Below are 22,818 nucleotides of genomic sequence, written 5' to 3'. Positions count from 1 at the left end.
TACGAACAAAGCTTTCTAAAGAGAAAGCTTGAAGGAGGAAACTTGGTGATTCAATACCGCTTACATAATGGTCTTCGTGTGATCATGGAACAAATTCCTACATTTCGCTCAGTTGCATTTGGCATATGGGTGAAAACAGGATCTCGAAATGAGCTGGGGAAGGATAACGGCATTTCCCACTTTATAGAGCATATGCTCTTCAAAGGCACAGAGAGGCATTCAGCCAAAGATATCGCAGAAATTTTTGACGGTATCGGCGGAAATGTGAATGCTTTTACATCCAAAGAATATACGTGCTACTATGCCAAGGTGCTCGATGAGCATCTGCCGATTGCCATGGACATTTTGTCGGACATGTTTTTTAACTCCACCTTTGATGAAGGGGAAATGGAGAAAGAAAAAAATGTAATTTTTGAAGAAATATCGATGTACGAAGATACACCAGATGATCTTGTGCACGATTTGGTAGCTAAGGCTGCCTATGGAACGCATCCCCTGGGTTATACGATTTTGGGAACAGAGGATAATTTATCTGCGATGAAGCCGGATGATCTCCGTCGTTATATGAAGCAATTCTATAATACCGAAAATATAGTTATCAGCCTGGCTGGTAATGTAGACGATGGTGTTCGGGAGCTCATTGAAAAGCATTTTGGAAGCTTCAACAATTCAGGAGAAGCAACGGAATACGCAGCTCCCGATTTTTTAGGAGAGCTGCTGTTTCATGCCAAGAAAACGGAGCAAAATCATATCTGCCTCTCCTTGCCTGGTCTGTCGTTAACAGAAGACAATCTGTATCCAATGGTACTGCTCAACAATGCTATTGGAGGGGGAATGAGCTCCAGGCTGTTTCAGGAAATTCGTGAGAAGCGCGGGCTGGCTTATTCCGTGTATTCTTATCATTCCTCACACATAGACAGTGGCATGTTTACCATTTATACAGGTACGGCACCAAAGCAAACTGAAGAGGTTCTGAAGGTAACTTTGGATTTGCTGAGCGAGGTTTCGGTCAAGGGCATATCCGAGGGTGAACTGAATAAGGGCAAGGAGCAGCTCAAAGGCAGTTTAATTCTTAGCCTGGAAAGCACAAGCAGCCGTATGAACCGTCTAGGCAAGAACGAGCTTATGACAGGTAAACACTATACACTGGATGAAATGATCAAGCGTATCGAAAGTGTACAGATGGAGCATATTCGCGAATTGACCAGCAGCCTGTTTTCAGTGCCATTTGCACTGTCAATGGTAGGTAATTCCGATGAAGTCATTCAAGGATTCAGGAGGGATCAGCTTGTCAGTAAATAATATTCAAGTAGAGTTGATGAAGCTGCCCGGCAATGAAGATATTCGTTTGCCTGAGAAAATGTCAGAAGCGGCAAGCGGCTTCGATCTTCATGCAGCTGTAAGCGAACCCGTTACACTGCAGCCTGGTGAGCGCCAGCTCATACCTGCCGGTTTTGCATTAAGCATGCCTGATGGACTGGAAGCGCAGATTCGGCCGCGCAGTGGCCTTGCTTACAAGCATGGTATCACGACTTTGAACTCACCTGGAACCATTGACGCGGATTACCGCGGCGAAATTAAAGTGCTGCTTATCAATCATGGTCAGCAGCCCTTCACTATAGAACGTAATGAGCGAATTGCCCAAATGGTCTTCCAGCTTGTTCCAGCTGTTACACTTGAAGTTGTCAACGAGCTGACGGAAACCAAACGGGGTGTGGGTGGCTTCGGACACACCGGCGTATGAGTTGTCCGTTCCAGCCTCTATAAATGTTGTCTGAGCCTCTTCTTGGGAAGAGGCTCTTTTTGGCATCACCGAATAGGCACGGCAAGCATACAATGAGCTACAGAAACATTCCGAGAAAGGGGTGCAAGCGAGCATGCTTACTGGCATTTCTGTAGCGTTCATGGGCGGAGACGCTCGGCAGCTCGAGATCATTCAGAAGTTTACTGAGTTGGACGCGACTGTCTTATTGTTTGGATTTAATAATTTGGCTCGTCAATTTAATGGAGTTACGAGCCTGGAGCTTAGCTCAGATCTCTTGAAGCAAGTGGATGCATTCATTCTACCTGCGGTTGGAACGGATGATGAAGGACGCGTAGACTCCATTTTTTCCAAGGATGAGCTTATTTTGACCGATGAGCACATCGCGGCCCTTCCCAAGCATACAAAGGTTTACACGGGTTTAGCTAAGCAATATTTGAAACGTCTTTGTGAAGCTCATTCCATATCCCTTGTAGAGCTCTTTGATCGTGATGACGTAGCTATTTACAACTCCATCCCGACTGCTGAGGGCGCGCTTATGATGGCTATTCAAAACACTGATATTACGATTCATGGTTCTGTATGTATGGTCCTTGGTTTTGGTAGAACAGGGTTCACAATGGCCAAAACGCTTCAAGGGTTAGGCGCAGTTGTGAAGGTAGGAGTCAGGAAACCGGAGCATTTTGCCCGTGCCTGGGAAATGGGTTTTCAGCCGTTCTACACTAGCGATTTATACGCCGAAACAGCCAATATTGACTTGCTTTTTAACACAATTCCGACTATGATAGTCACAGCACAAGTTATCACAAATATCCCACATCGTGCGGTCATCATCGATTTGGCCTCCAAACCAGGCGGAACAGACTTTCGTTTTGCCGAAAAAAGAGGCGTCAAAGCGCTGCTTGCACCCGGACTACCTGGAATTGTCGCACCCAAAACAGCTGGACGAATCATGGCGAATACGCTAAGTCAGTTGATACAGGACGACTTTAAAGACAGGAGCGATGGGAAATGAATTGGCAGGGAAAAACAGTTGGTTATGCATTAACCGGCTCGCATTGTACGTTGGAAGAGGTTATGCCGCAAATTCAAAGATTTGTCGATTACGGGGCTCGGGTTATTCCCATCGTGTCTTCAACAGTCATGACTACAGACACCCGCTTCGGTAAATCAGCAGATTGGCAAGCGCAATTAAAGCAAATTACTGGAAATGAAATTATAAATACGATTGTCGATGCTGAGCCACTGGGACCTTCAAAGCTTTTGGATGTAATGGTTATTGCGCCTTGTACGGGCAATACAACCAGTAAGCTCGCGAACGCAATGACTGAAAGTCCAGTCTTGATGGCGGCGAAAGCGCAGATGAGAAATCAGAGGCCCCTTGTGCTTGCAATTTCGACGAATGACGGCCTTGGTTTGAATGCGATGAACATCGCGAAGCTGTTAATTACCAAAAACATCTATTTTGTTCCTTTCGGACAGGATGCGCCTGGTGCAAAGCCTAATTCTTTAGTTGCCAGAATGGATTTAATCGTAGAGGCGTGTGAAGCCGCCTTGGAAGGCAAGCAATTACAACCGATGATCATTGAAAGATTCCAGTACTAAACCTTTATTTTATAGATAACAAAAGAGTAGGGGAGAGAACAGTATATGTCGAATCAAAAGCTTTTTAACGTTGCAGTAGTCGGCGCTACCGGGGCCGTAGGTGAACAAATCATACGTCTTCTGGATGAAAGGAATTTCCCCCTCAAGGAATTAAAACTGTTGTCTTCAGCTCGTTCTGCCGGCACTAAGCTTCGTTTCAAGGATCGTGAAATAACGGTTGAAGAAGCGAAACCGGAGAGCTTTAAGGATATTGATATTGCTTTGTTCAGCGCTGGAGGAGACATCTCCAAGGCGCTGGCACCGCATGCGGTAGCTGCAGGAGCTGTATGTATCGACAATACAAGCGCCTATCGTATGGATCCAGAAACACCGCTTGTTGTACCAGAGGTCAACATTGACAAAATCAATGAGCACAAAGGTATCATTGCCAACCCTAACTGTTCCACCATTCAAATGGTCGCAGCACTGAAGCCCTTGTATGATACCTACGGGATTTCCCGCATTATTGTGTCTACTTATCAGGCTGTATCCGGTGCTGGAGCCAAGGCGATTCAGGAAATGAACCGTCAATCCAAGGCTGTTCTTGAGGGTGCATCTGTCAACCCGGAAATTTTACCTGTAGGGTCGCTGCCAGTGAAGCATCAAATTGCTTTTAATGCGATACCGCAAATTGATAAATTTCTGGACAACGGCTTTACAAATGAAGAAATGAAAATGATTCTTGAAACGAAAAAAATTATGGGTGACGATTCTCTTGAGGTAACAGCCACTTGCGTTCGTATACCTGTTGTATACGGCCATTCCGAATCCGTCTATGTGGAGCTTAAGCAGGATTTTGAAGTTGAAGATGTAAAGAAACTTCTGGCGGAAGCTCCAGGAATTGTTCTGGTTGATAACCCTGAGAAGCAGGAATATCCTTTAGCGACTGATGCTGCAGGTAAGCTTGAGACGTTTGTAGGCAGGGTTCGTAGAGATTTAAGCAATCCTAGAGCCTTGAATTTGTGGATCGTATCCGATAATTTACTTAAAGGTGCTGCTTGGAATGCCGTTCAAATAGCCGAACATATTGCTATCGAGCAATAAGCTTTTTCTGCACTTATTCATTTCTCTTTCCTTGGGCAGCTAATCTCATTTTTATGGGGGAAGCTCATGCGAATTCTTGTACAAAAGTTTGGAGGAACCTCCCTTTCCACCGCAGAAGCCAGAGAGCATGTTTTTGCACATATCCGCGATGCGCTTGCAGAACCATTCAAATTAGTCGTCGTCGTATCCGCGATGGGAAGGAAGGGGGATCCTTATGCAACCGATACGCTCTTGGAGCTGACTCGGCTGTATGGGGGTTCTGTTTCATCGAGAGAGCTGGATTTATTATTATGCTGTGGTGAAGTCATTGCCGCTGTACAATTGTGCAGCTTGCTGCAAGCGAGAGGGATTTCAGCTGTTGTCTTGACAGGTGGACAGGCGGGTATTCAAACGAATGAAAACTTTGGAAGCGCGCAGATCCTGAAGGTTCAGCCATCGAGGATTATGCAGCATCTGGAACAAGAGCAGGTTGTGATTGTAACCGGATTTCAAGGTAAAACTTTACATGATGATTTCACAACTTTAGGGCGCGGCGGCAGCGACACATCGGCAACTGCACTGGGCGCAGCATTGAAAGCAGAAATGGTAGATATTTTCACTGACGTTAACGGGATTCTTACAGCAGATCCAAGAATTGTAGAGGATGCTAGGCCGCTAACACGTGTCAGCTTTTCAGAAATATGCAATATGGCGCACAATGGGGCAAAGGTAATCCACCCCAGGGCTGTCGAAATTGCCATGCAAGCGAATATTCCGATCCGTGTACGTTCTACCTTTTCCAAGTCCGAAGGTACCCTGGTTACACACATAGAAGGCAGTAAAATGATGCTAAATGAGGTGGAAGACCGCCGGGTTACCGGGATCGCCCATTTTACAAATATTACTCAAATCCAGGTTTCAGCTCCAAGAGGGGAGTTTGATTTGCAGCTGCAAGTATTCAAAACGATGGCTGAGCACAAGATCAGTGTTGATTTTATTAACGTAAATCCATCAGCTGTTGTTTATACCGTTTTTGACCATGAAGCAGAGCACGCCGTAGGGTTGCTGCAAGCACGAGGCTATGAGCCACTGATCCATGGAGGGTGCGCGAAGGTTTCTATTATTGGTGGCGGTATGAACGGAGTGCCGGGAATTATGGCGCACATCGTTGAAGCGCTTACGGATGAAGATATCCGTATTCTTCAGTCTGCAGATTCAAATACGACCATCTGGGTGCTGGTCCATGGCGAGGATATGCAAAGAGCAGTTAGAGCTCTGCATCATAAATTTCAGTTAAATAAATGAAATTCATACTAATAAAATTCAGGCTGTAGGAGGCGCATACGGTGGATTTCGGAAAAGTAATTACAGCGATGGTCACGCCATTTGATGAGCATTTAGCCATTAATTGGAGCCAGGTGGAGCCACTGATCAATTATTTGATCGAGGAGCAGCACTCAGATGGGCTCGTTATTTGTGGAACAACAGCAGAGTCTCCGACTCTGACAGAGGAAGAAAAGCTTAAGCTCATTGAATTATCTGTTCAATATGCGAGAGGGCGCTGTAAAATCATTGCTGGTACTGGAAGCAACGATACTGCCCATACGATACATTTCTCTCAACAAGTTGAAAAGCTAGGTGTAGACGCTCTATTAGTCGTCGCGCCTTACTATAATCGTCCTTCCCAGGAAGGGCTCTACCAGCACTACAAAGCCGTTGCAGAATCTGTTAAGCTTCCGATCGTTCTGTATAATGTACCTGGCAGAACCGGCGTGAATATTGATGCCGATACGACGATTCGATTGTCGCAAATTCCTACCATTGTAGCAACTAAGGATTGTGCGGGGACGGATCAGCTTACTCGAATTGTGAGCGGCACTTCAGAAGGGTTTCATGTGTACAGCGGTGAAGACAGCAACACTTTGCCTGCACTCGCTGTAGGCTGCTCAGGAATTATTAGTGTTGCCAGTCATGTGATTGGAAAAGAAATGCAATCTATGATAAAGTATTATCTAGAAGGCAACATTCAGCAAGCAGCTGAAATGCATCGTAAGCTTCACCCGGTGTTCACAGGCATTTTCCGCGTGCCAAGTCCTGCTCCTATCAAACACGCCCTTCGGCTTCATGGGATGGACGCAGGTGGAGTCAGGCTGCCTCTAGTTGACGTTTCCGAGCAGGAAGGACAGTTCATCCAATCACTTTTTGAATGATAATGCCTAATGGATCGGTGCCCCGGCATCGGTTTTGTTTTTTTGGGAATACTAGCGCTATGTGTTAGCGACTTGTAATTGATGTTTTTGATCATGTATAATGGTTGCAAGTGACTGGTTCGGTTTAATCATGTAGATTCGTCGCCAATCATATAAAGGAGGTATATTCTTGTCTAAGAAAATTCAAGATAAATTGCTGATCTTCGCTCTTGGCGGCGTGGGTGAAATCGGCAAAAATATGTACGTTGTCCAATATGGTAACGACATTGTTGTTGTTGATAGCGGGCTCAAGTTTCCTGAGGAGGACATGCTGGGTATCGACATCGTAATTCCGGATATCGGCTATCTTACAGAAAATAGAGATAAAGTTCGCGGTATTGTTTTAACGCATGGTCATGAAGATCACATCGGAGGTTTGCCTTATGTCCTGAAGCAGTTGAATGTTCCGCTTTATGGAACTAAGCTGACTCTGGGGCTTGTAGAGACTAAGCTGAAGGAAGCTAATCTGCTTGGCGAAACAAAGAGAATTCTGATCAACGCGGATTCGGTTCTGAATCTTGGTTGTATAACGGCTACTTTTTTCAAAACCAATCATAGTATTCCGGATTCTGTCGGAGTTGCCTTGGAAACTCCTGAGGGAACCGTTGTGCATACAGGAGACTTTAAGTTTGATCAAACTCCAGTGAATGAACAATATGCGGATATTCATCGGATGGCGGAAATCGGGAAGAAGGGTGTTTTAGCCTTGCTTTCCGATAGTACCAATGCCGAAAGACCAGGTTACACCGGGTCTGAACGAAGTGTAGGCGTTGAAATTGAAGAAGTATTCCGTAAAGCCAAGCAAAGAGTCATCATTGCGACCTTCGCTTCCAATATTCACCGGATTCAACAGGTTATCGATGCTGCAGTAGCTACACGGCGTAAGGTGACGGTTATCGGACGCAGTATGGTCAACGTGGTTTCGATTGCAAGTGAGCTTGGGTATCTTCATATCCCTGAGGGGATGTTGATTGAACCTGAAGAGATTAATAAGCTTGCTTCCGATCGCGTGGTCATTCTTTCCACTGGAAGTCAGGGAGAGCCCATGTCCGCTTTGACTAGAATGGCTCGTTCTACACATCGTAAGGTAGATATCATGCCTGGCGACACTGTCATCATTGCAGCTACTCCTATTCCTGGTAATGAACGTTACGTTGGCCGTACGGTCGACGAGCTATTCCGTATTGGAGCTAACGTGATTTATGGGCCGGGCTCCATCACAGGAGTACACGTCTCTGGTCACGGCAGTCAAGAAGAACTTAAGCTAATGCTGAACATTATGAAGCCTAAATATTTCATACCGATTCATGGTGAGTACCGGATGCTGCGTCAGCATGCTACACTCGCAGAATCAGTTGGTATTTCCAAAGAAGACATCTTCATTATTGACAATGGGGATACAGTGGAAATTCAAGGCGGCGTAGCACGCAAAGGCTCTAAGGTTCAAGCCGGTAATGTTCTAATTGACGGTTTAGGTGTAGGTGATGTAGGGAATATCGTTCTGCGTGACCGTAAGCTGCTGTCTCAAGACGGAATATTGGTTGTAGTTGTAACTTTAGGTAAGCAGGATGGGAAGATTCTTTCGGGCCCAGATATTATTTCCAGAGGATTCGTCTATGTAAGAGAATCAGAAGGATTGCTCGATGAAGCTAACCGGATTGTAACGAATACGCTTAATAAATTAATGAATGAAAATATTAACGAATGGGCATCTTTAAAAACACATGTTAAAGATGCTTTGGGACGATTTTTATATGAACAAACCAGAAGAAGACCTATGATCCTTCCTATCATTATGGAAGTCTAGTCAACCACTAGTCACTTGAACCTTTTGCAATATATTTGAGAAGCTCTTCCTACGGGAAGAGCTTCTTCTATGTTTATTCGCCGCATAATGCATGAAATATCGATAGGGTATTCATACTAAGAAGCAGGAATAAGCAGGAATACATTTAAGGGGGACTACTATTGTCAGCCACTGATAAACCGAATTCACAAGATCCCGTTGTAGAAGAAGAGAAGAAAAATGCTACACTGGAAGCCATTCAGCAGCTCGGACAAACGACAGCTCCTACGAATGAATCGAATATTTATTGCATGACCATAATTGGTCAAGTAGAAGGGCATGTTGTGCTGCCGCCGCAAAATAAAACAACCAAATATGAGCACATCATCCCACAGCTTGTGGCCGCAGAGCAAAACTCCAAAATTGAAGGTGTGCTTGTAATCCTCAATACAGTGGGGGGAGATGTCGAAGCGGGTCTCGCTATTGCGGAAATGATTTCGACCTTATCCAAGCCCACGGTTACACTCGTGCTGGGAGGCGGGCATAGTATCGGTGTGCCCATTGCCGTTTCAGCAGTAACTTCAATGATCGTTGAGACAGCGACAATGACGATTCACCCGATTCGCCTTAACGGGCTCGTCATTGGAGTTCCACAAACCTTTGAATATTTGGACCGGATGCAAGAGCGTGTCATTCGATTTATTACGAGCCACTCTCAAGTGACCGAAGAAAAGCTGAAGGATTTGATGTTTAAGACAGGCCAGCTTTCCCGTGATATCGGCACCTCTGTTATTGGTCCTGACGCCGTAAAATACGGTTTAATAGATCATGTAGGGGGAATTGGGGATGCGATCAAAGAGCTTAACCGTCTGATTGAGGCAAGAAAGGCTCAGAATCAGGGAGGGATGATTCAGTGATTTATTATTCTGTTATCCCTTCAGAAGTTATTTTCCAAGGCATGGAGGACTTTCATCCTCATTATGAAGAAATTCAGCTAAATGGCCTCACAATGCAGGTTGAGCCCATAGGCAGTAATCAGGCGAGGATCGTCAGGCTTATCAGTACGAATCCGCAGGATTATATAAATCCAAGGTATACGCCAGGCACAATGATCGAATACAGCCCTCATTTCTAAGGGCCTGTATCTCGTCTTAGAAAACTATGGTATAATTGCTCATTGGGGGTGGCAATTATGGCCAAACGAAAGAAAAAAAGCAAGGCCCTGAAATCTAGCTTGTTGTTTGAATTGTATGGGATTATCATTCTTATTTTTTCCGTCATTGCTCTTGCCAAGCAGGGACATGTCGGAGTATCTCTGATGTATTTGTTTCGTTTTTTTGTAGGTACCTGGGACATACTGATTCCCCTGATTTTTATATACATAGCACTATTCGCCATGATCAAGAGGTCGTGGCCTCCCCTGAAGACTATGAAGAAAACGGGGATATTGCTTTTTATCCTCGGTCTCTTGATTAAGAATCACATTGATTTGTTTCTTTCCAAGGGTGCTTTCACGGAAGGGCAAATTATATCTCATACTTGGAATACCTTGCTCGAGGCGCTTGGCTCCAGTCCGACTGCGGAAATTAATTTGCAGCACGAAATCGGCGGGGGGATGATCGGGGCTTTGCTCTATAGCTGCCTTCATTTTCTTTTCGCAGATTTGGGAGCCAGATTAATTCAATATGCATTGTTTGCTATTGGTTTTATACTTGCAACTGGAATTTCTTATGTGGACGTCGTAAATATGGTTCGTGGCCGCTTTAAGATAGCAGGCTTTAATCTTAAGGAGAGAGTAAAAGAATGGCTTCAGGACAGAGGCACCAGAACCGCTCAGCCCGTCCAGAAGGTTACAAGCAAACCTAAACCTGTCAGCACTCCAGCGTATATTCCGCAAGATGACGATTTTGACGAAGAAATTCTCATACCAGCAAGTAGAAATAAGAAGATGCCTTTGCTGACACAGCTCTTACAGTCTGGTAGATCCCGGAAAGCTCCAGTTGCCGAGGCTCTATCCGAACAAGAAGAATTTGCTGCGGAGCCTCCGGTAGAAAAGGTCGTTTACAAGGTTCCAAGTACTCCTGTGCTGAGTGAATCAAAGCCTGATCAAGAGGAGCTTTCAAATATTCCTGTCATTCGTGATTTTCAGGAGCAAGTGCATCAAGAGGTACAGCAGGTCCATACTCCTCCTAAAAAGATAACACTCCCACAATCTGTGGCTATTCAAGATCCAGCAGATGGGGAGACGGAACCAGAAAGCTTGGAGTTTCAAGAGGTGCAAGCGGCTGAAATTATTAGCCATTATGAGCTGCCATCGCTTGAATTGCTGGCTAAACCAGAAGCAGGTAAAGGCTCAGAGATGTCGGACTATAAAGCTATCGCCAGAAAGCTGGAAGCTACGCTTGAAAGTTTTGGAGTCAGAGCCAAGGTGCTGGAGGTTGTAAGGGGCCCTGCTGTTACGCGATATGAAATACAACCGGATGTAGGTGTCAAGGTAAGCCGGATTGTCAGCCTTACGGATGATATAGCTTTGGCACTTGCCGCTAAAGACATTCGTATGGAAGCGCCAATTCCGGGTAAGGCTGCGATTGGCATTGAGGTTCCTAATTCAGAAGTATCGGTTGTCACTATGCGGGAAGTGATGGAAACAGCAGCTTTCCAAGATGCAGCATCGAGGATGTCCATTACGTTAGGCAGAGATATTTCGGGACAGCCGATCGTAGGCAATTTGGCAAGAATGCCTCACTTGCTCGTAGCAGGGGCAACAGGCTCAGGGAAGTCCGTATGTATTAACGGGATTATTACTAGTATTTTATATAAAGCAAAGCCAAATGAAGTTAAATTTCTGATGATTGATCCAAAGATGGTTGAGCTGAATGTGTATAATGGGATTCCGCATCTGCTGGCGCCCGTAGTTACCGACCCCAGAAGAGCTTCTCTGGCTTTGAAGAAGATAGTCGTGGAAATGGAAAAGCGTTATGAGCTTTTCTCCAAAAGCGGTACGAGAAACATTGAGGGCTATAACGCTTTGCTAAGCGAGAGCAGTACCGAAGCTCCTCTTCCGTATTATGTAATCATTGTGGACGAGCTTGCCGATTTAATGATGGTGGCCGCCAATGATGTCGAGGATTCCATTTGCCGTCTTGCCCAGATGGCACGGGCCGCCGGCATCCATCTGATCATCGCTACACAGCGGCCGTCAGTAGACGTCATTACGGGTGTTATTAAAGCCAATATTCCTTCAAGAATTGCCTTCGGCGTTTCTTCTCAAGTTGACTCCCGTACCATTCTTGATATGGTTGGTGCCGAGAAGCTGCTCGGAAGGGGAGATATGCTCTATCTGCCTGTTGGGGCATCGAAACCGATTCGTGTTCAAGGGGCTTTCCTTTCCGATCAGGAGGTTGAGACTGTAGTGACCTTCGTAAGAACACAAGAGCAGGCTATTTATCAAGAAGAGCTGGTGCCTATGGTAGAGGAGAAATCCGATGAGCAGCCTGAATTCGAAGATGAGCTCTACGATCAAGCCGTTCAAATTGTGCTTGAGGCCAAGCAGGCATCTGTTTCCTTGCTTCAACGCCGTATGAGGGTTGGTTATACGCGTGCAGCGAGACTTATTGATTCTATGGAGGCTAAAGGTGTTGTAGGCCCTTATGAGGGCAGCAAACCCCGTGAGGTTCTAGTCTCACTTGAGCAGTATCACCACAACAGCGTCAGTTCCTGACATCCATCACTATAAATACAATTATCAAAGTATCCAAGAAACCACACTTTCATCGTGTGGTTTTTTGTTTTAGGAAAATGAAACCAATTTTTCTGGTTTTCATGGAGAAATGCGCTGGTGCTAGGCAAAGTACTAAACGAATTCACTATTAGGGACTGAATCTCACATGCATAGAAGCGACCTCTGTTTATCATAATAAGCAATAAAAGGCAGCAATGCGAGAAGAGAGGTTGAGTAGGAAAATGAACAGAAGAATTATGGTCATCACATTTTGTGTCATTTTTGTTCTATTTGCCGCATATCAGTTGAAGAACAGTGACACTAGCAAGGAGACCTTCAGTAAAAATACGGTTAGATATGGCGCCACTGGAACAGATGTTTATGAGTTGCAAGGAAGGTTAAAGTTTATTGGTTTCTATGGGGGAAATATTGACGGAGATTTTGGCTACAAAACGCTGCAGGCTGTCAAACGATTCCAAGGTGAATTCGGCATGAGAGTGGATGGAATTGTTGGTCCCAAAACGAAGCTAAGATTATGGGAAGCCACAAAAATTTGGAAGCCTACAGCTCCTACAGGTGGGGGGGGAGGCGGAGGAGCCGCGGCAAGCCCGCCTGCACAAAGCCCAACGGGGAATTTGACACCATCCTCCAATCTAGGGTTCTCTGAAGAGGATATTACGTTAATGTCCAATGCTGTTTATGGCGAGGCCAGAGGGGAGCCTTATATTGGTCAGGTTGCCGTGGCCGCTGTTATCTTGAACCGGGTACAATCAGGAAGCTTCCCTAATTCGGTATCAGGAGTTATTTTTCAGCCGGGGGCATTCACTGCAGTTGCTGATGGACAGATCTGGCTCAAGCCAAATGAATCAGCCAGAAAAGCAGTCAAGGATGCAATTAATGGCTGGGATCCTTCAGGAGGCTGCCTGTATTATTTCAATCCAGTGACAGCTACCTCCAAATGGATTTGGACTCGTCCACAGGTTAAACAAATTGGCAAGCACATTTTTTGTAAATAATTTGTAAATACAAGGAACAGTGTAACAGCTGCGAAAGAAGGAGCCTCTCTCGGTTGCTTCTTTCGTTTATGTAAGCCTATAATGAGAAGATAACTTCGAAGATTGAAAGGAGAGTTGAGCCTTTGAAACAAATCCACTTCGAACGCAGCATCCTGAATCAGATTCGCATTCATGTGCTGCCTACGGATCAGTTCAAGACTTTTGCCATTTCTGTATACATAGGAAGTCCTTTATCGGAGGATCACGTTACTGAGACAGCACTAACACCATTCGTACTTAGAAGGGGTAACGAGCAGCATCCGGAAACGAAGCAGTTTCGTGAATATCTCGACGAGCTTTTTGGAGCAGGCTTTGGTTTTGACATTTATAAGCGCGGTGATTATCAGATCGTACAGCTGCGTATGGATATAATTAATGACCGGTTTGTTTCATCCAATGAATCCTTGCTGAAGCAGGGGCTAGAATTTGTCGGGCAAACGCTGACAAGGCCTGTGCTGGAGGAGGGACATTTCCGCGATAAATATGTGACTTCAGAGAAACAAACGCTGCAGAAGCGGATTGAAGCTGTTATCAACGATAAAATTCGCTATGCCGCTGAAAGATGTATAGAGGAAATGTGTAAAGATGAGCCTTACCGGCTTCATCCCTTAGGTACCATTGCTAATCTCCAGAAGATTACATCCTCACGGCTTTATGAGCATTACAAAGAATGGCTGCTGAACTCGCCGATTGATGTTTATGTCGTTGGCAACACGACGCTGGCAGAGGTCGAGAGCATCGTCGGTAAAGCCTTTCAAATTCCACGGACAGAAGGAGCCAGTTACCTGAAAACCGTCCTTCAACCAGCGGCGGAGCAAGCCCGGACCGTTGTAGAAAAGCTGGATGTGAACCAAGGAAAGCTGAACATGGGCTTGCGTACTCCAATTACTTATGCAAATGATCAATATCCGGCAGCTCTCATGTATAATGGTGTGTTGGGCGGGTATCCTCATTCCAAGCTGTTTATCAATGTCCGTGAAAAGGAAAGCCTTGCCTACTATGCATCTTCCAGATTGGACGGTCACAAAGGGATTCTTACGCTTCAATCCGGTATTGAAATTAAAAATTACGAAAAGGCTGTAGCCATTATCAAAAAACAGCTGGAGCTTATGGAGCAAGGGGACATCACCGATACAGAGCTTAAGCAGACTAGGGCGATGATTGGCAATCAGCTTAAAGAGCTGCAGGATTCTGCTTTCGAGCTGATTTCCTTTGATTTCAACACGATTCTTTCCGGCAAAGAGAGGACGGTTGCTGAATTAATTAATGCCGTTGAGCAGGTGGATGTGCCCGATATTGCAGCAGTAGCGAAGCAGATTAAGCTGGATACCATTTACTTCTTACGTGATCGGAAGGGAGAGTAGAAGATGCAGACCATTCCTTATCCACATCTGAATGAAACGATATATCATGAAAAGCTTCCCAACGGGTTGAATGTTTACGTTCTTCCTAAGGAAGGATTTCAGAAGACATATGCGACCTTTTCCACCCAGTATGGATCTGTGGACAATCATTTTGAGGTCCAGGAAAATCAGAGCGTAAGAGTTCCGGATGGCATTGCCCATTTCCTGGAGCACAAGATGTTTGAAGAGCCGGAAGGGGACGTCTTTGCTTCCTTTGCCTCTCAAGGTGCGTCAGCCAATGCTTTTACGAGCTTTGACCGCACAGCTTATTTATTCTCGGCGACAGATCATGTGCTGACCAATTTGGAAACCCTGCTTAATTTTGTGCAAAATCCTTATTTTACCGATGAGAATGTGGAAAAGGAAAAGGGGATTATTAGCCAGGAAATTAATATGTACCAGGATAATGCTGACTGGAGAAGCTACTTTGGCTTAATTGAAGCGATGTATCAAAAGCATCCTGTTCATATCGACATCGCAGGCACCGTTGATTCCATTATGCAAATTACGAAGGAAACACTCTATGAGTGTTATCATACCTTCTACCATCCCAGCAATATGAGTTTATTTGTAGTGGGTGGCGTTAAGGCGGAGGAAATTATTTCTTTTGTTGCAGCAAACCAGGCGGCGAAATCGTTTAAGCCTCAGGGTCACATTGAGCGTCATTTCGAGCAAGAGCCGACTTCCGTAGCCATGGTCAAGAAGGTCATCGATCTGCCCGTATCCTTACCCAAATGCCAGTTCGGCTTTAAGGAGCCTGCGCCTGGATTTGAGGGGAATGAATTGTTGAAGCTGGAGATTACCTCCAAGCTCGTGCTGGATATTCTTTTTAGCGGAAGCTCCACGATTTATCAAACGCTTTATGATGAGAATTTGATTTCCGATAATTTCGGACATGAATATAATTGCAGCAGCGGCTACGCTTTCTCCGTTATCGGAGGGGATACCAAGGATCCTGAGCAGCTGTTAAACCGCATTCGTGAATTATTGGAGCAGGTTGGAACTGATGGCATTGACAGGGAAACCTTTGAACGCAGCCGGAAAAAGAAAATCGGCAACTTCCTGCGGATGCTGAACTCGCCCGAAGCGATTGCCAACGAGTTTACGAAATACCGGTTTAAAGATATTGACTTGTTTGATATTTTACCTATGTATGAAAGCATGACACTGGAGCAGGTGAACGCACGCTACCGCGAGCATTTCAATTGGGATCAGCTGGCCATTTCGATTGTACAGAGCAGTGATTCTGAATGAGTCAGACGAAGCCCTTCACTGAGCAAACGGTATTGATTACAGGCGGCAGCAGAGGCATTGGCGCGGCTATAGCGCAGCGTTTTGCATCCGTGGGTATGAATGTAATCATTCACTATCTGCAGTCTCACGAAGCGGCAAATGAGGTCGCCAGAGGCTGTATGAAGTATGGCTCCAAGGTGCTTACTGTATCTGCAGATATCCGCTCTAAGGAGCAGATTATCAAGATGCGGGAAAAGCTGGAGCAAAGAGGCATGATTCCTGATATCGTCGTCAACAATGCAGGAATTTCACATTATGGTTTGCTTTCTGATGTGACTGAGGAAGTTTGGGATCAAGTCATGTCGATTAATTTAAAAGGAACCTTCCTGTGCACCCAGGCATTTATTCCGCACATGATCAGCAACAAGTATGGGCGAATCATTAATGTTTCTTCGATTTGGGGCATTTCGGGAGCTTCTTGCGAAGTTGTCTATTCGACAGCCAAGGGAGGAATGAATGCTTTTACGAAGGCATTGGCCAAAGAATTGGCACCTTCCTCTATTACTGTCAATGCGGTGGCGCCTGGCGCTGTGGACACAGAAATGATGAATGCTTTTCAGGAAGAAGAGAAGACGGCTTTACAGCAGGAAATTCCCGCGGGCCGCTTTGCGCTTCCAGAAGAAATAGCTTCCCTGGTCTACTTTCTGGCACTTCCCGAATCCGGCTACATCACAGGTCAAATTATTAGTCCCAATGGGGGCTGGTTAACGTAAACTGCCATTTCACTGCTTTGCATATTTCCTTTGATGAATGTGAAGATTAGAAAGTGTATTACTTTTTCACAAAATCAAAGGAGGCACTCACAGATGGCTACTGTACTAAAGGTGTTCGAAAAGTGGAAAGAGTTTTTAGCGGAGCGGGTCAGTCAAGCAGAACGGGCTGGGATGAGTGAAGAAACGGTCAGCAAGCTAGCTTTTCAAATTGGCGAATTCCTTGCCGACAAGGTCGATCCTAAGAATGAGCAGGAACGTGTGCTTAAAGAGCTATGGGATGTGGGTAATGAAGAAGAAAGACGCACAATTGCCAAGCTTATGGTAAAACTAGTGGACCAAGCCTAACACTCATTTTTCATTGATCAAAGGGTAAAAGCCTCCTCCCGGAGGCTTTTCCATGCCTTGAAAAGTCCGCCGATTTTTTTTAAACAGATAATAAGAAAGACCAGGGAGGATTTTGAAAGATATTGTAGAATTTAATCTAATTACTTTTTTCCCGCTAATGATTGATAATGAAGAGGTGGAATTCATTTGGATGTAAAAGAATGGTACATGGAGTATAAAATTCATAAGAATCGTCCAGGCTTATTGGGAGATATAGCTTCCTTAATGGGTATGCTGGATATTAACATTGTGACTATTAATGGTGTTGAAGACAGAACCCGCGGCATGCTGCTGCAAACCAACGATGAAGAAAAAATTGATTTATTGGGTAAAATGCTTAAAAAAGTAGATAATATTACTGTGAATGCGCTTCGCACCCCTAAACTTGTAGATATTCTTGCCGTAAGGCATGGAAGGTATATAGAACGCGATTCGGATGACCGTAAAACATTCCGCTTTACTCGTGATGAGCTGGGACTGCTGGTTGACTTTTTAGGTGAAATTTTCAAAAGAGAAGGCAATCAGGTGGTAGGTCTCAGAGGAATGCCCAGAGTAGGGAAAACAGAATCCATCATTGCAGGTAGTGTATGCGCCAACAAAAGATGGACGTTCGTTTCTTCTACCTTGTTAAGACAAACGGTTCGCAGCCAGCTATCTGAGGATGAAAATTCTGTGAATAACGTCTTTATCATTGATGGTATCGTATCCACGATCCGTTCTAATGAGAAGCACTTCACCTTGCTGCAGGAAATTATGGCTATGCCCTCTACAAAGGTTATCGAGCATCCTGATATTTTTATTCGGGAGTCGGAATATACATATAATCATTTCGATTATATCATCGAGCTGCGGCATAATCCGGATGAAGAGATTAATTATGACAGCTTTACAGCCAATATTGAACCTTTTTAAACTTCATAACGTCAAATATAAGGAGCATCTGCGGGAGGTGATCTAAGTGTCTGAACTCGGATCGATATTAAAAAAAGCAAGATTGGATCAGAAAATAACGTTAGATGATATGGAAGAAACAACAAAGATAAGAAAAAGGTATTTGGAAGCTATTGAAGAGGGCAATTACAAAGTACTGCCTGGGAGCTTTTACGTGCGCGCCTTCATCAAAAACTATGCTGAAGCGGTAGGTCTGGACCCAACGGAAGTGCTAAGCCTCTATCAAACTACTGTACCTACAGATGTTGCTGAAAAAACTGTGGTGGATAACAACCTCCGTAAGAAGAGGCATGGTACGCGCAATACAGATAAGCTCAGCAGATTGGCTTCAAGCGTTATGGTTGTCGGCTTTGTTGTATTAATTCTTGGTCTTATTTATTTCTATGCTTTCCAGACCCCCAAGAAAACTTCGGATGGCGGTGATCCTTCCGACAACAAGCCTACTCGAATAACGGATCAGACGAATGTTTCAACAAATACACCTAATTCTACGGATGGAACTTTGCCGGGTGGACAACTTCCTACATCTACCCCGGTGCCTACACCTACTCCTACACCTGCGCTCACAGAAGTTAAATTCAGCAATAGTGAGAAAGGTATTGACTACTACACAGTTACAGGCGTTGAGAAGCTTAATATACAATTGAAAATTGTGGGGGCCGATTGTTGGGTAAGAATCGATTCTGTTTCCGAGGATAACACCAGAAAACTCTTGAAGCAAACGACCTATAAAGATGGAGATACGGACTCCTTTGAGCTGGAAACGTCAGCTTATTTGCACACAGGTGCTGCTAAAGCCCTGGAATTGAGCGTCAATGGCACCATTGTACCTGTAGGCGATTCGCTTAATCCGAAGAAAATTCAGCTGAATTTGCAAAAAAACTAGAAATGTGCCGTATTCTGCGCTTTCCCGGGTAATAATGATTGGAAAGGGGGTGCTTTTTTATGAGTAATGAAAGCTCATTTGATATTGTGTCTAAAGTGGATATGCAGGAAATGAATAATGCTATCCAGCAGGCTCTGAAAGAAATCGAAACCAGATTTGACTTCAAGGGCAGTAAGAGCAGCATTAATCTGGAGAAGGATCAGCTTGTAGTTACTTCCGATGATGAATTCAAGCTGCAAAATGTTCTCGATATTCTGCATTCCAAAATGGCTAAAAGAGGAATTACGCTCAAAAATCTCGAGTATGCCAAAATTGAGCCAGCGGCATCTTCAACCGTGAGGCAGAAAATCAGTCTGAAGCAGGGCATCGATCAGGAAAATGCAAAAAAAATTAATATTCTGATTCGTGATTCCAAGCTGAAGGTCAAAAGTCAAATACAGGGTGATCAAATTCGTGTAACCGCGAAAAGTAAAGATGATTTACAAGCCATTATCACTCAATTACGTAAAGCAGACATTTCACTCGACTTACAATTCACTAACCTCAAGTAAGCAACTGCACAGAGAATTGGAAGCTGAAAGTCCCGGGAAATCGGGGCTTTTCTTTTTTTGACAGCCTATGGGGCTTGTATTATACTTAATGGATGGTTAAGGATCATTGGAGGTTTCACAGATGACTGAAAAGGTTAAAGTAGTTACATTAGGTTGTGAAAAGAATATGGTGGATTCGGAGATTATGTCGGGGTTGATTCATGGTCGCGGATTTCAGCTTGTGGACAATAAAGAAGATGCCACGGTTATTATCGTAAATACGTGCGGCTTTATTGATGCAGCTAAGGAGGAATCAGTCAATACCATATTGGATATGGCTGATCTGAAGCAGACCGCCAAGTTAAAGGCATTGATTGTCTCTGGCTGTTTGACGCAGCGTTACAAAAAGCAGCTGATGGAGGAAATGCCGGAGATCGATGGCATCGTTGGAACCGGAGATTTCGATAAGATTAATCACATAGTGGATGAGGCCCTCCGTGGGCGCAAGCCGATTCTGGTTGGCAATCCTGCGTTTAATTATGACCAAGAGCTGCCCAGACTTGTCACGACTCCGCGCTACACAGCTTATGTAAAAATTGCCGAGGGCTGCGACAACGCATGCACCTTCTGCAGTATTCCCATTATGAGGGGGGCATTCCGCAGCAGAAGTATGGAGTCGATCATAGGCGAAGTGCAGCAGCTTGCTTCGCAAGGTGTCAAAGAGATTAGTTTAATTGCTCAGGATTCTACAAATTATGGAACCGATCTTTACGAAGAGTTTATGCTGCCTACTTTGCTTAACAAAGTGACAGAGGTTCCAGGTATCGAGTGGGTTCGTTTGCATTATGCTTATCCGGGATTTTTTACGGATGAACTGATTGCCACGATTGCTGCCAATCCGAAAATCTGCAAATATATCGATATGCCTCTGCAGCATAGCGAGGACTCGATTCTTAGACGGATGCGCAGACCCGGAAGACAGAAGGATACTAGAGAGCTGCTTCGTAAAATTCGCGAAAACATTCCGAATGTTGCCCTGCGTACTTCCATTATCGTTGGATTTCCAGGTGAGACAGACGAGGATTTCGAGAACTTAAAGCAATTTGTTCATGAAATGCAATTCGATCGTTTGGGTGTGTTCTCCTACTCCAAAGAAGACAATACGCCCGCTGCCCGGCTGCCGGATCAAGTTCCAGAAGAGGTGAAGGAGCATCGTGCCAATACACTGATGGAAATCCAGCGTCAAATCTCCAACCTTCGCGGCGGAAACCGTATTGGTCAAGAAATTGACGTGCTTATCGAGCGTTATGATGGCCGGAGTGACGTCTATATTGGACGTTCGCAATACGATGCGCCTGAAATTGATGGCGAGGTGTTCGTCTCTAATGCTGATTTGAAGATTGGAGAAATTGCCAAGGTTCGCATCACACATTCCTATGAGTTTGATCTGTCCGGGGAGGTTGTTGCATGAACCTGGCTAACCGCATCACTTTAGCGAGGATTTTTCTTGTGCCGATCATCATGGTTTTCCTGCTGATCAAGGTGCCGTTTCCTAATATCAGGATTGAGGAATTCAGTATTACCTACAATCAGATTATTGCCGCTTTGATTTTTATTATCGCGGCAAGCACGGACAGCTTGGATGGCTATATTGCCAGGAAAAGAAAGCTCGTTACGAATCTTGGCAAGCTACTCGATCCATTAGCGGATAAGCTGCTTGTTACTGCTGTGCTGATCTCATTAGTCGAGATGGATAAGCTGGATGCCTGGATTGTCATTTTCATTATAAGCCGTGAATTTGCTGTCACCGGACTGCGGCAGATCGCTTTGCTGGAGGGGAGTGTATTGGCTGCGAGCAAGTGGGGCAAGGCGAAGACTGCCGTACAAATTACAGCCATTATCTCTTTATTGATTAATAATTTCCCTTTTAATTTTCTGGACATCCCTTTTGATGTGATAGCAAGTTGGCTTGCTGTTATCATAACGGTATATTCAGGTTTCGATTATTTTGTCAAAAACAAACATGTTATAAACTTTGCGGAAAAAACACAGTAGGGGCGAACCTATTGTGTTTTCTTTCCCTTGAAGACAGCTTCTTTATTAATGCGGAATTATAGGAGGAACTATCATGAAAGCAGAAATTATAGCGATCGGTACAGAGCTTCTACTTGGTCAGATTGTTAACACCAATGCACAGTTTCTTGCTCAGGAGTGTGCGGCTCTGGGCATTGATATTTATTATCAAACAGTAGTTGGGGATAACGCTTCAAGGTTATTAGACTCATTTAAGCTTGCGGCTTCACGTGCCGATGTCGTTATCTGTACTGGCGGTCTGGGACCGACACAAGACGATTTAACCAAGGATGTGCTGTCAGACTATATTGGACAAGCGCTTTTTATTCATCAGCCTTCCATGGATACGATAACGAAGCTGTTCCAAAACAGAGAGACTCCTATGGTGGAGACCAATGCAAGACAGGCATTGCTATTTGAAAATAGCGACCCGCTGCAAAATGATGTAGGATTGGCTGTTGGAGCCGCTCTTACGTTTGAAGGGACACACTTTATCGTTTTACCAGGTCCACCCAAAGAGATGAAGCCGATGTTTACGAGGCATGCAACGCCTTGGCTTAAAGCGGTTATGACGGATGAGGTTCCTCTATACTCCAAAATGCTTAAATTTGCTGGAATTGGTGAATCCAGTTTAGAGCACGAGCTGATCGATATGATTGACGCTCAAACGGACCCTACGATTGCTCCTTATGCCAAAGAGGCGGAAGTGACGATACGCTTGACGACCCGTGCCCATACACCTGAGGAGGGGGAGCCTAAGCTAGCTTCAACCGAGGCGGAGATCCGCAAGCGGCTCGGTCAGCATTTATATGCTGTTAAGGATGTGCCGATCGAGCATGTAGTCCTTGAGTTGCTCAAGGAAAAGAATCAGACGCTTTCTGTTGCTGAGAGCTGCTCAGGAGGGCTTCTAAGCGATTTGCTTACAACAGAGCCCGGTAGTTCGGAAGTGTTTAAAGGAGGCGTTGTGTGCTATTCTAACGCTCTTAAACATCAACTGCTGGATATACCTATGGATATGCTGGAAGGTCCGGGTGCCCCTGGCGCGATAAGTGAGGAAACCGCCCTGCTGCTCGCCGAAAATTTGCAAAAAATTACAGGAACGGATTATGCCCTTTCCATAACAGGAGTTGCAGGCCCTTCTTTATCTGAAGGAAAGCCTATAGGTCTCGTATATATTGGCCTTGTTGGCAAGGAATCCATCCGGATAACAAAGAAGCTGCAAATCTCGGGAACAAGGGATTCAATTAAATGGAGATCATCCAAAGATGCCCTGTACCAGTTGTGGAAGCAGTTGATAAATAACTAGGTTTCGCTTATAATAAAAGTATCTGTTAGCGGAAGAACC

The 22,818-nt window shown here is 44.8% G+C and carries 22 protein-coding genes; all 22 read left to right on the top strand.

The genetic code is table 11. The features are described 5' to 3' along the window. Positions 1-45: 45 nt before the first annotated feature. The 22 genes from J2Z66_RS13930 to J2Z66_RS13825 all read left to right on the top strand — a co-directional run bounded on the left by J2Z66_RS13930 (position 46) and on the right by J2Z66_RS13825 (position 22,779). Entirely contained in the window at positions 46-1,302 is a 1,257-nt protein-coding gene (locus J2Z66_RS13930) for a M16 family metallopeptidase (RefSeq protein ID WP_209972042.1), read from the top strand. Next, entirely contained in the window at positions 1,289-1,744 is a 456-nt protein-coding gene (gene dut, locus J2Z66_RS13925; RefSeq protein ID WP_281068833.1) for a dUTP diphosphatase, read from the top strand. The genes J2Z66_RS13930 and dut overlap by 14 nt, the downstream gene beginning before the upstream one ends. 133 nt (positions 1,745-1,877) lie before the next feature. Beyond that, entirely contained in the window at positions 1,878-2,777 is a 900-nt protein-coding gene (dpsA, locus tag J2Z66_RS13920; RefSeq protein ID WP_209972040.1) for a dipicolinate synthase subunit DpsA, read from the top strand. Continuing rightward, complete coding sequence (locus tag J2Z66_RS13915) at positions 2,774-3,367, top strand: dipicolinate synthase subunit B (RefSeq protein ID WP_209972039.1); 594 nt, start codon at positions 2,774-2,776, stop codon at positions 3,365-3,367. Before dpsA ends, J2Z66_RS13915 begins: the two co-directional genes overlap by 4 nt. A 45-nt stretch (positions 3,368-3,412) precedes the next feature. Next, positions 3,413-4,450, top strand: coding sequence for an aspartate-semialdehyde dehydrogenase (locus J2Z66_RS13910; protein ID WP_209972038.1), 1,038 nt, complete (start codon positions 3,413-3,415; stop codon positions 4,448-4,450). A gap of 66 nt (positions 4,451-4,516) precedes the next feature. Then, entirely contained in the window at positions 4,517-5,734 is a 1,218-nt protein-coding gene (gene dapG / locus J2Z66_RS13905) for an aspartate kinase (protein ID WP_209972037.1), read from the top strand. A 41-nt stretch (positions 5,735-5,775) separates the two neighbouring features. Beyond that, positions 5,776-6,639, top strand: a complete 864-nt coding sequence (dapA, locus tag J2Z66_RS13900; protein ID WP_209972036.1) for a 4-hydroxy-tetrahydrodipicolinate synthase — start codon at positions 5,776-5,778, stop codon at positions 6,637-6,639. A 169-nt stretch (positions 6,640-6,808) separates the two neighbouring features. Then, positions 6,809-8,485: a ribonuclease J gene (locus J2Z66_RS13895; RefSeq protein ID WP_209972035.1), complete on the top strand. Its 1,677-nt coding sequence runs from the start codon at positions 6,809-6,811 to the stop codon at positions 8,483-8,485. A gap of 161 nt (positions 8,486-8,646) precedes the next feature. Beyond that, on the top strand, positions 8,647-9,381 hold the full coding sequence (locus J2Z66_RS13890; RefSeq protein WP_209972034.1) for a ClpP family protease: 735 nt from the start codon (positions 8,647-8,649) through the stop codon (positions 9,379-9,381). Then, entirely contained in the window at positions 9,378-9,599 is a 222-nt protein-coding gene (locus J2Z66_RS13885) for a YlzJ-like family protein (RefSeq protein WP_209972033.1), read from the top strand. Before J2Z66_RS13890 ends, J2Z66_RS13885 begins: the two co-directional genes overlap by 4 nt. Positions 9,600-9,656: 57 nt before the next feature. Further along, a complete protein-coding gene (locus tag J2Z66_RS13880; RefSeq protein WP_209972032.1) occupies positions 9,657-12,185 on the top strand; it encodes an FtsK/SpoIIIE family DNA translocase in 2,529 nt (842 codons plus the stop codon). Positions 12,186-12,427: 242 nt separating this feature from the next. After that, positions 12,428-13,201 (top strand): spore cortex-lytic enzyme, encoded by a 774-nt coding sequence (gene sleB / locus J2Z66_RS13875; RefSeq protein ID WP_209972031.1) that lies wholly within the window; start codon positions 12,428-12,430, stop codon positions 13,199-13,201. 122 nt (positions 13,202-13,323) lie between these two features. Continuing rightward, positions 13,324-14,604, top strand: a complete 1,281-nt coding sequence (gene yfmF, locus J2Z66_RS13870) for an EF-P 5-aminopentanol modification-associated protein YfmF (RefSeq protein ID WP_209972030.1) — start codon at positions 13,324-13,326, stop codon at positions 14,602-14,604. 3 nt (positions 14,605-14,607) lie between these two features. Then, positions 14,608-15,897, top strand: coding sequence for an EF-P 5-aminopentanol modification-associated protein YfmH (gene yfmH, locus J2Z66_RS13865; RefSeq protein WP_209972029.1), 1,290 nt, complete (start codon positions 14,608-14,610; stop codon positions 15,895-15,897). Next, positions 15,894-16,649 carry an elongation factor P 5-aminopentanone reductase gene (gene ymfI / locus J2Z66_RS13860; protein ID WP_209972028.1) on the top strand — a complete coding sequence of 252 codons (756 nt, stop codon included), beginning with the start codon at positions 15,894-15,896 and terminating at the stop codon, positions 16,647-16,649. Before yfmH ends, ymfI begins: the two co-directional genes overlap by 4 nt. A 93-nt stretch (positions 16,650-16,742) precedes the next feature. Then, on the top strand, positions 16,743-16,994 hold the full coding sequence (locus J2Z66_RS13855; protein WP_209972027.1) for a DUF3243 domain-containing protein: 252 nt from the start codon (positions 16,743-16,745) through the stop codon (positions 16,992-16,994). Between the two features lie 186 nt (positions 16,995-17,180). Then, a complete protein-coding gene (locus tag J2Z66_RS13850) occupies positions 17,181-17,945 on the top strand; it encodes a DUF3388 domain-containing protein (protein WP_209972026.1) in 765 nt (254 codons plus the stop codon). Between the two features lie 46 nt (positions 17,946-17,991). Next, complete coding sequence (locus J2Z66_RS13845) at positions 17,992-18,870, top strand: helix-turn-helix domain-containing protein (protein ID WP_209972025.1); 879 nt, start codon at positions 17,992-17,994, stop codon at positions 18,868-18,870. A gap of 59 nt (positions 18,871-18,929) precedes the next feature. Next, positions 18,930-19,421 (top strand): YajQ family cyclic di-GMP-binding protein, encoded by a 492-nt coding sequence (locus J2Z66_RS13840; protein WP_209972024.1) that lies wholly within the window; start codon positions 18,930-18,932, stop codon positions 19,419-19,421. Between the two features lie 121 nt (positions 19,422-19,542). After that, positions 19,543-20,871, top strand: a complete 1,329-nt coding sequence (gene rimO / locus J2Z66_RS13835) for a 30S ribosomal protein S12 methylthiotransferase RimO (protein WP_209972023.1) — start codon at positions 19,543-19,545, stop codon at positions 20,869-20,871. Then, complete coding sequence (gene pgsA / locus J2Z66_RS13830; RefSeq protein WP_209972022.1) at positions 20,868-21,455, top strand: CDP-diacylglycerol--glycerol-3-phosphate 3-phosphatidyltransferase; 588 nt, start codon at positions 20,868-20,870, stop codon at positions 21,453-21,455. The genes rimO and pgsA overlap by 4 nt, the downstream gene beginning before the upstream one ends. A gap of 73 nt (positions 21,456-21,528) precedes the next feature. Then, positions 21,529-22,779: a competence/damage-inducible protein A gene (locus J2Z66_RS13825; protein ID WP_209972021.1), complete on the top strand. Its 1,251-nt coding sequence runs from the start codon at positions 21,529-21,531 to the stop codon at positions 22,777-22,779. Positions 22,780-22,818: the final 39 nt, after the last annotated feature.

Origin of the sequence: Paenibacillus eucommiae, assembly GCF_017874215.1 — a bacterium.
Taxonomy (GTDB): Bacteria; Bacillota; Bacilli; order Paenibacillales; family NBRC-103111; genus Paenibacillus_AI; species Paenibacillus_AI eucommiae.
The sequence above is the reverse complement of the archived record's forward strand: the minus strand, read 5'-3'. Positions and strand labels throughout refer to the sequence as shown.

Coding starts and splice junctions, on each gene's coding strand:
- dpsA (WP_209972040.1), top strand. CDS start 1,878: ATGCTTACTGGCATTTCTGTAGCGTTCATGGGCGGAGACGCTCGGCAG.
- J2Z66_RS13915 (WP_209972039.1), top strand. CDS start 2,774: ATGAATTGGCAGGGAAAAACAGTTGGTTATGCATTAACCGGCTCGCAT.
- J2Z66_RS13910 (WP_209972038.1), top strand. CDS start 3,413: ATGTCGAATCAAAAGCTTTTTAACGTTGCAGTAGTCGGCGCTACCGGG.
- dapG (WP_209972037.1), top strand. CDS start 4,517: ATGCGAATTCTTGTACAAAAGTTTGGAGGAACCTCCCTTTCCACCGCA.
- J2Z66_RS13880 (WP_209972032.1), top strand. CDS start 9,657: ATGGCCAAACGAAAGAAAAAAAGCAAGGCCCTGAAATCTAGCTTGTTG.
- sleB (WP_209972031.1), top strand. CDS start 12,428: ATGAACAGAAGAATTATGGTCATCACATTTTGTGTCATTTTTGTTCTA.
- yfmH (WP_209972029.1), top strand. CDS start 14,608: ATGCAGACCATTCCTTATCCACATCTGAATGAAACGATATATCATGAA.
- ymfI (WP_209972028.1), top strand. CDS start 15,894: ATGAGTCAGACGAAGCCCTTCACTGAGCAAACGGTATTGATTACAGGC.
- J2Z66_RS13855 (WP_209972027.1), top strand. CDS start 16,743: ATGGCTACTGTACTAAAGGTGTTCGAAAAGTGGAAAGAGTTTTTAGCG.
- J2Z66_RS13840 (WP_209972024.1), top strand. CDS start 18,930: ATGAGTAATGAAAGCTCATTTGATATTGTGTCTAAAGTGGATATGCAG.
- rimO (WP_209972023.1), top strand. CDS start 19,543: ATGACTGAAAAGGTTAAAGTAGTTACATTAGGTTGTGAAAAGAATATG.
- pgsA (WP_209972022.1), top strand. CDS start 20,868: ATGAACCTGGCTAACCGCATCACTTTAGCGAGGATTTTTCTTGTGCCG.
- J2Z66_RS13825 (WP_209972021.1), top strand. CDS start 21,529: ATGAAAGCAGAAATTATAGCGATCGGTACAGAGCTTCTACTTGGTCAG.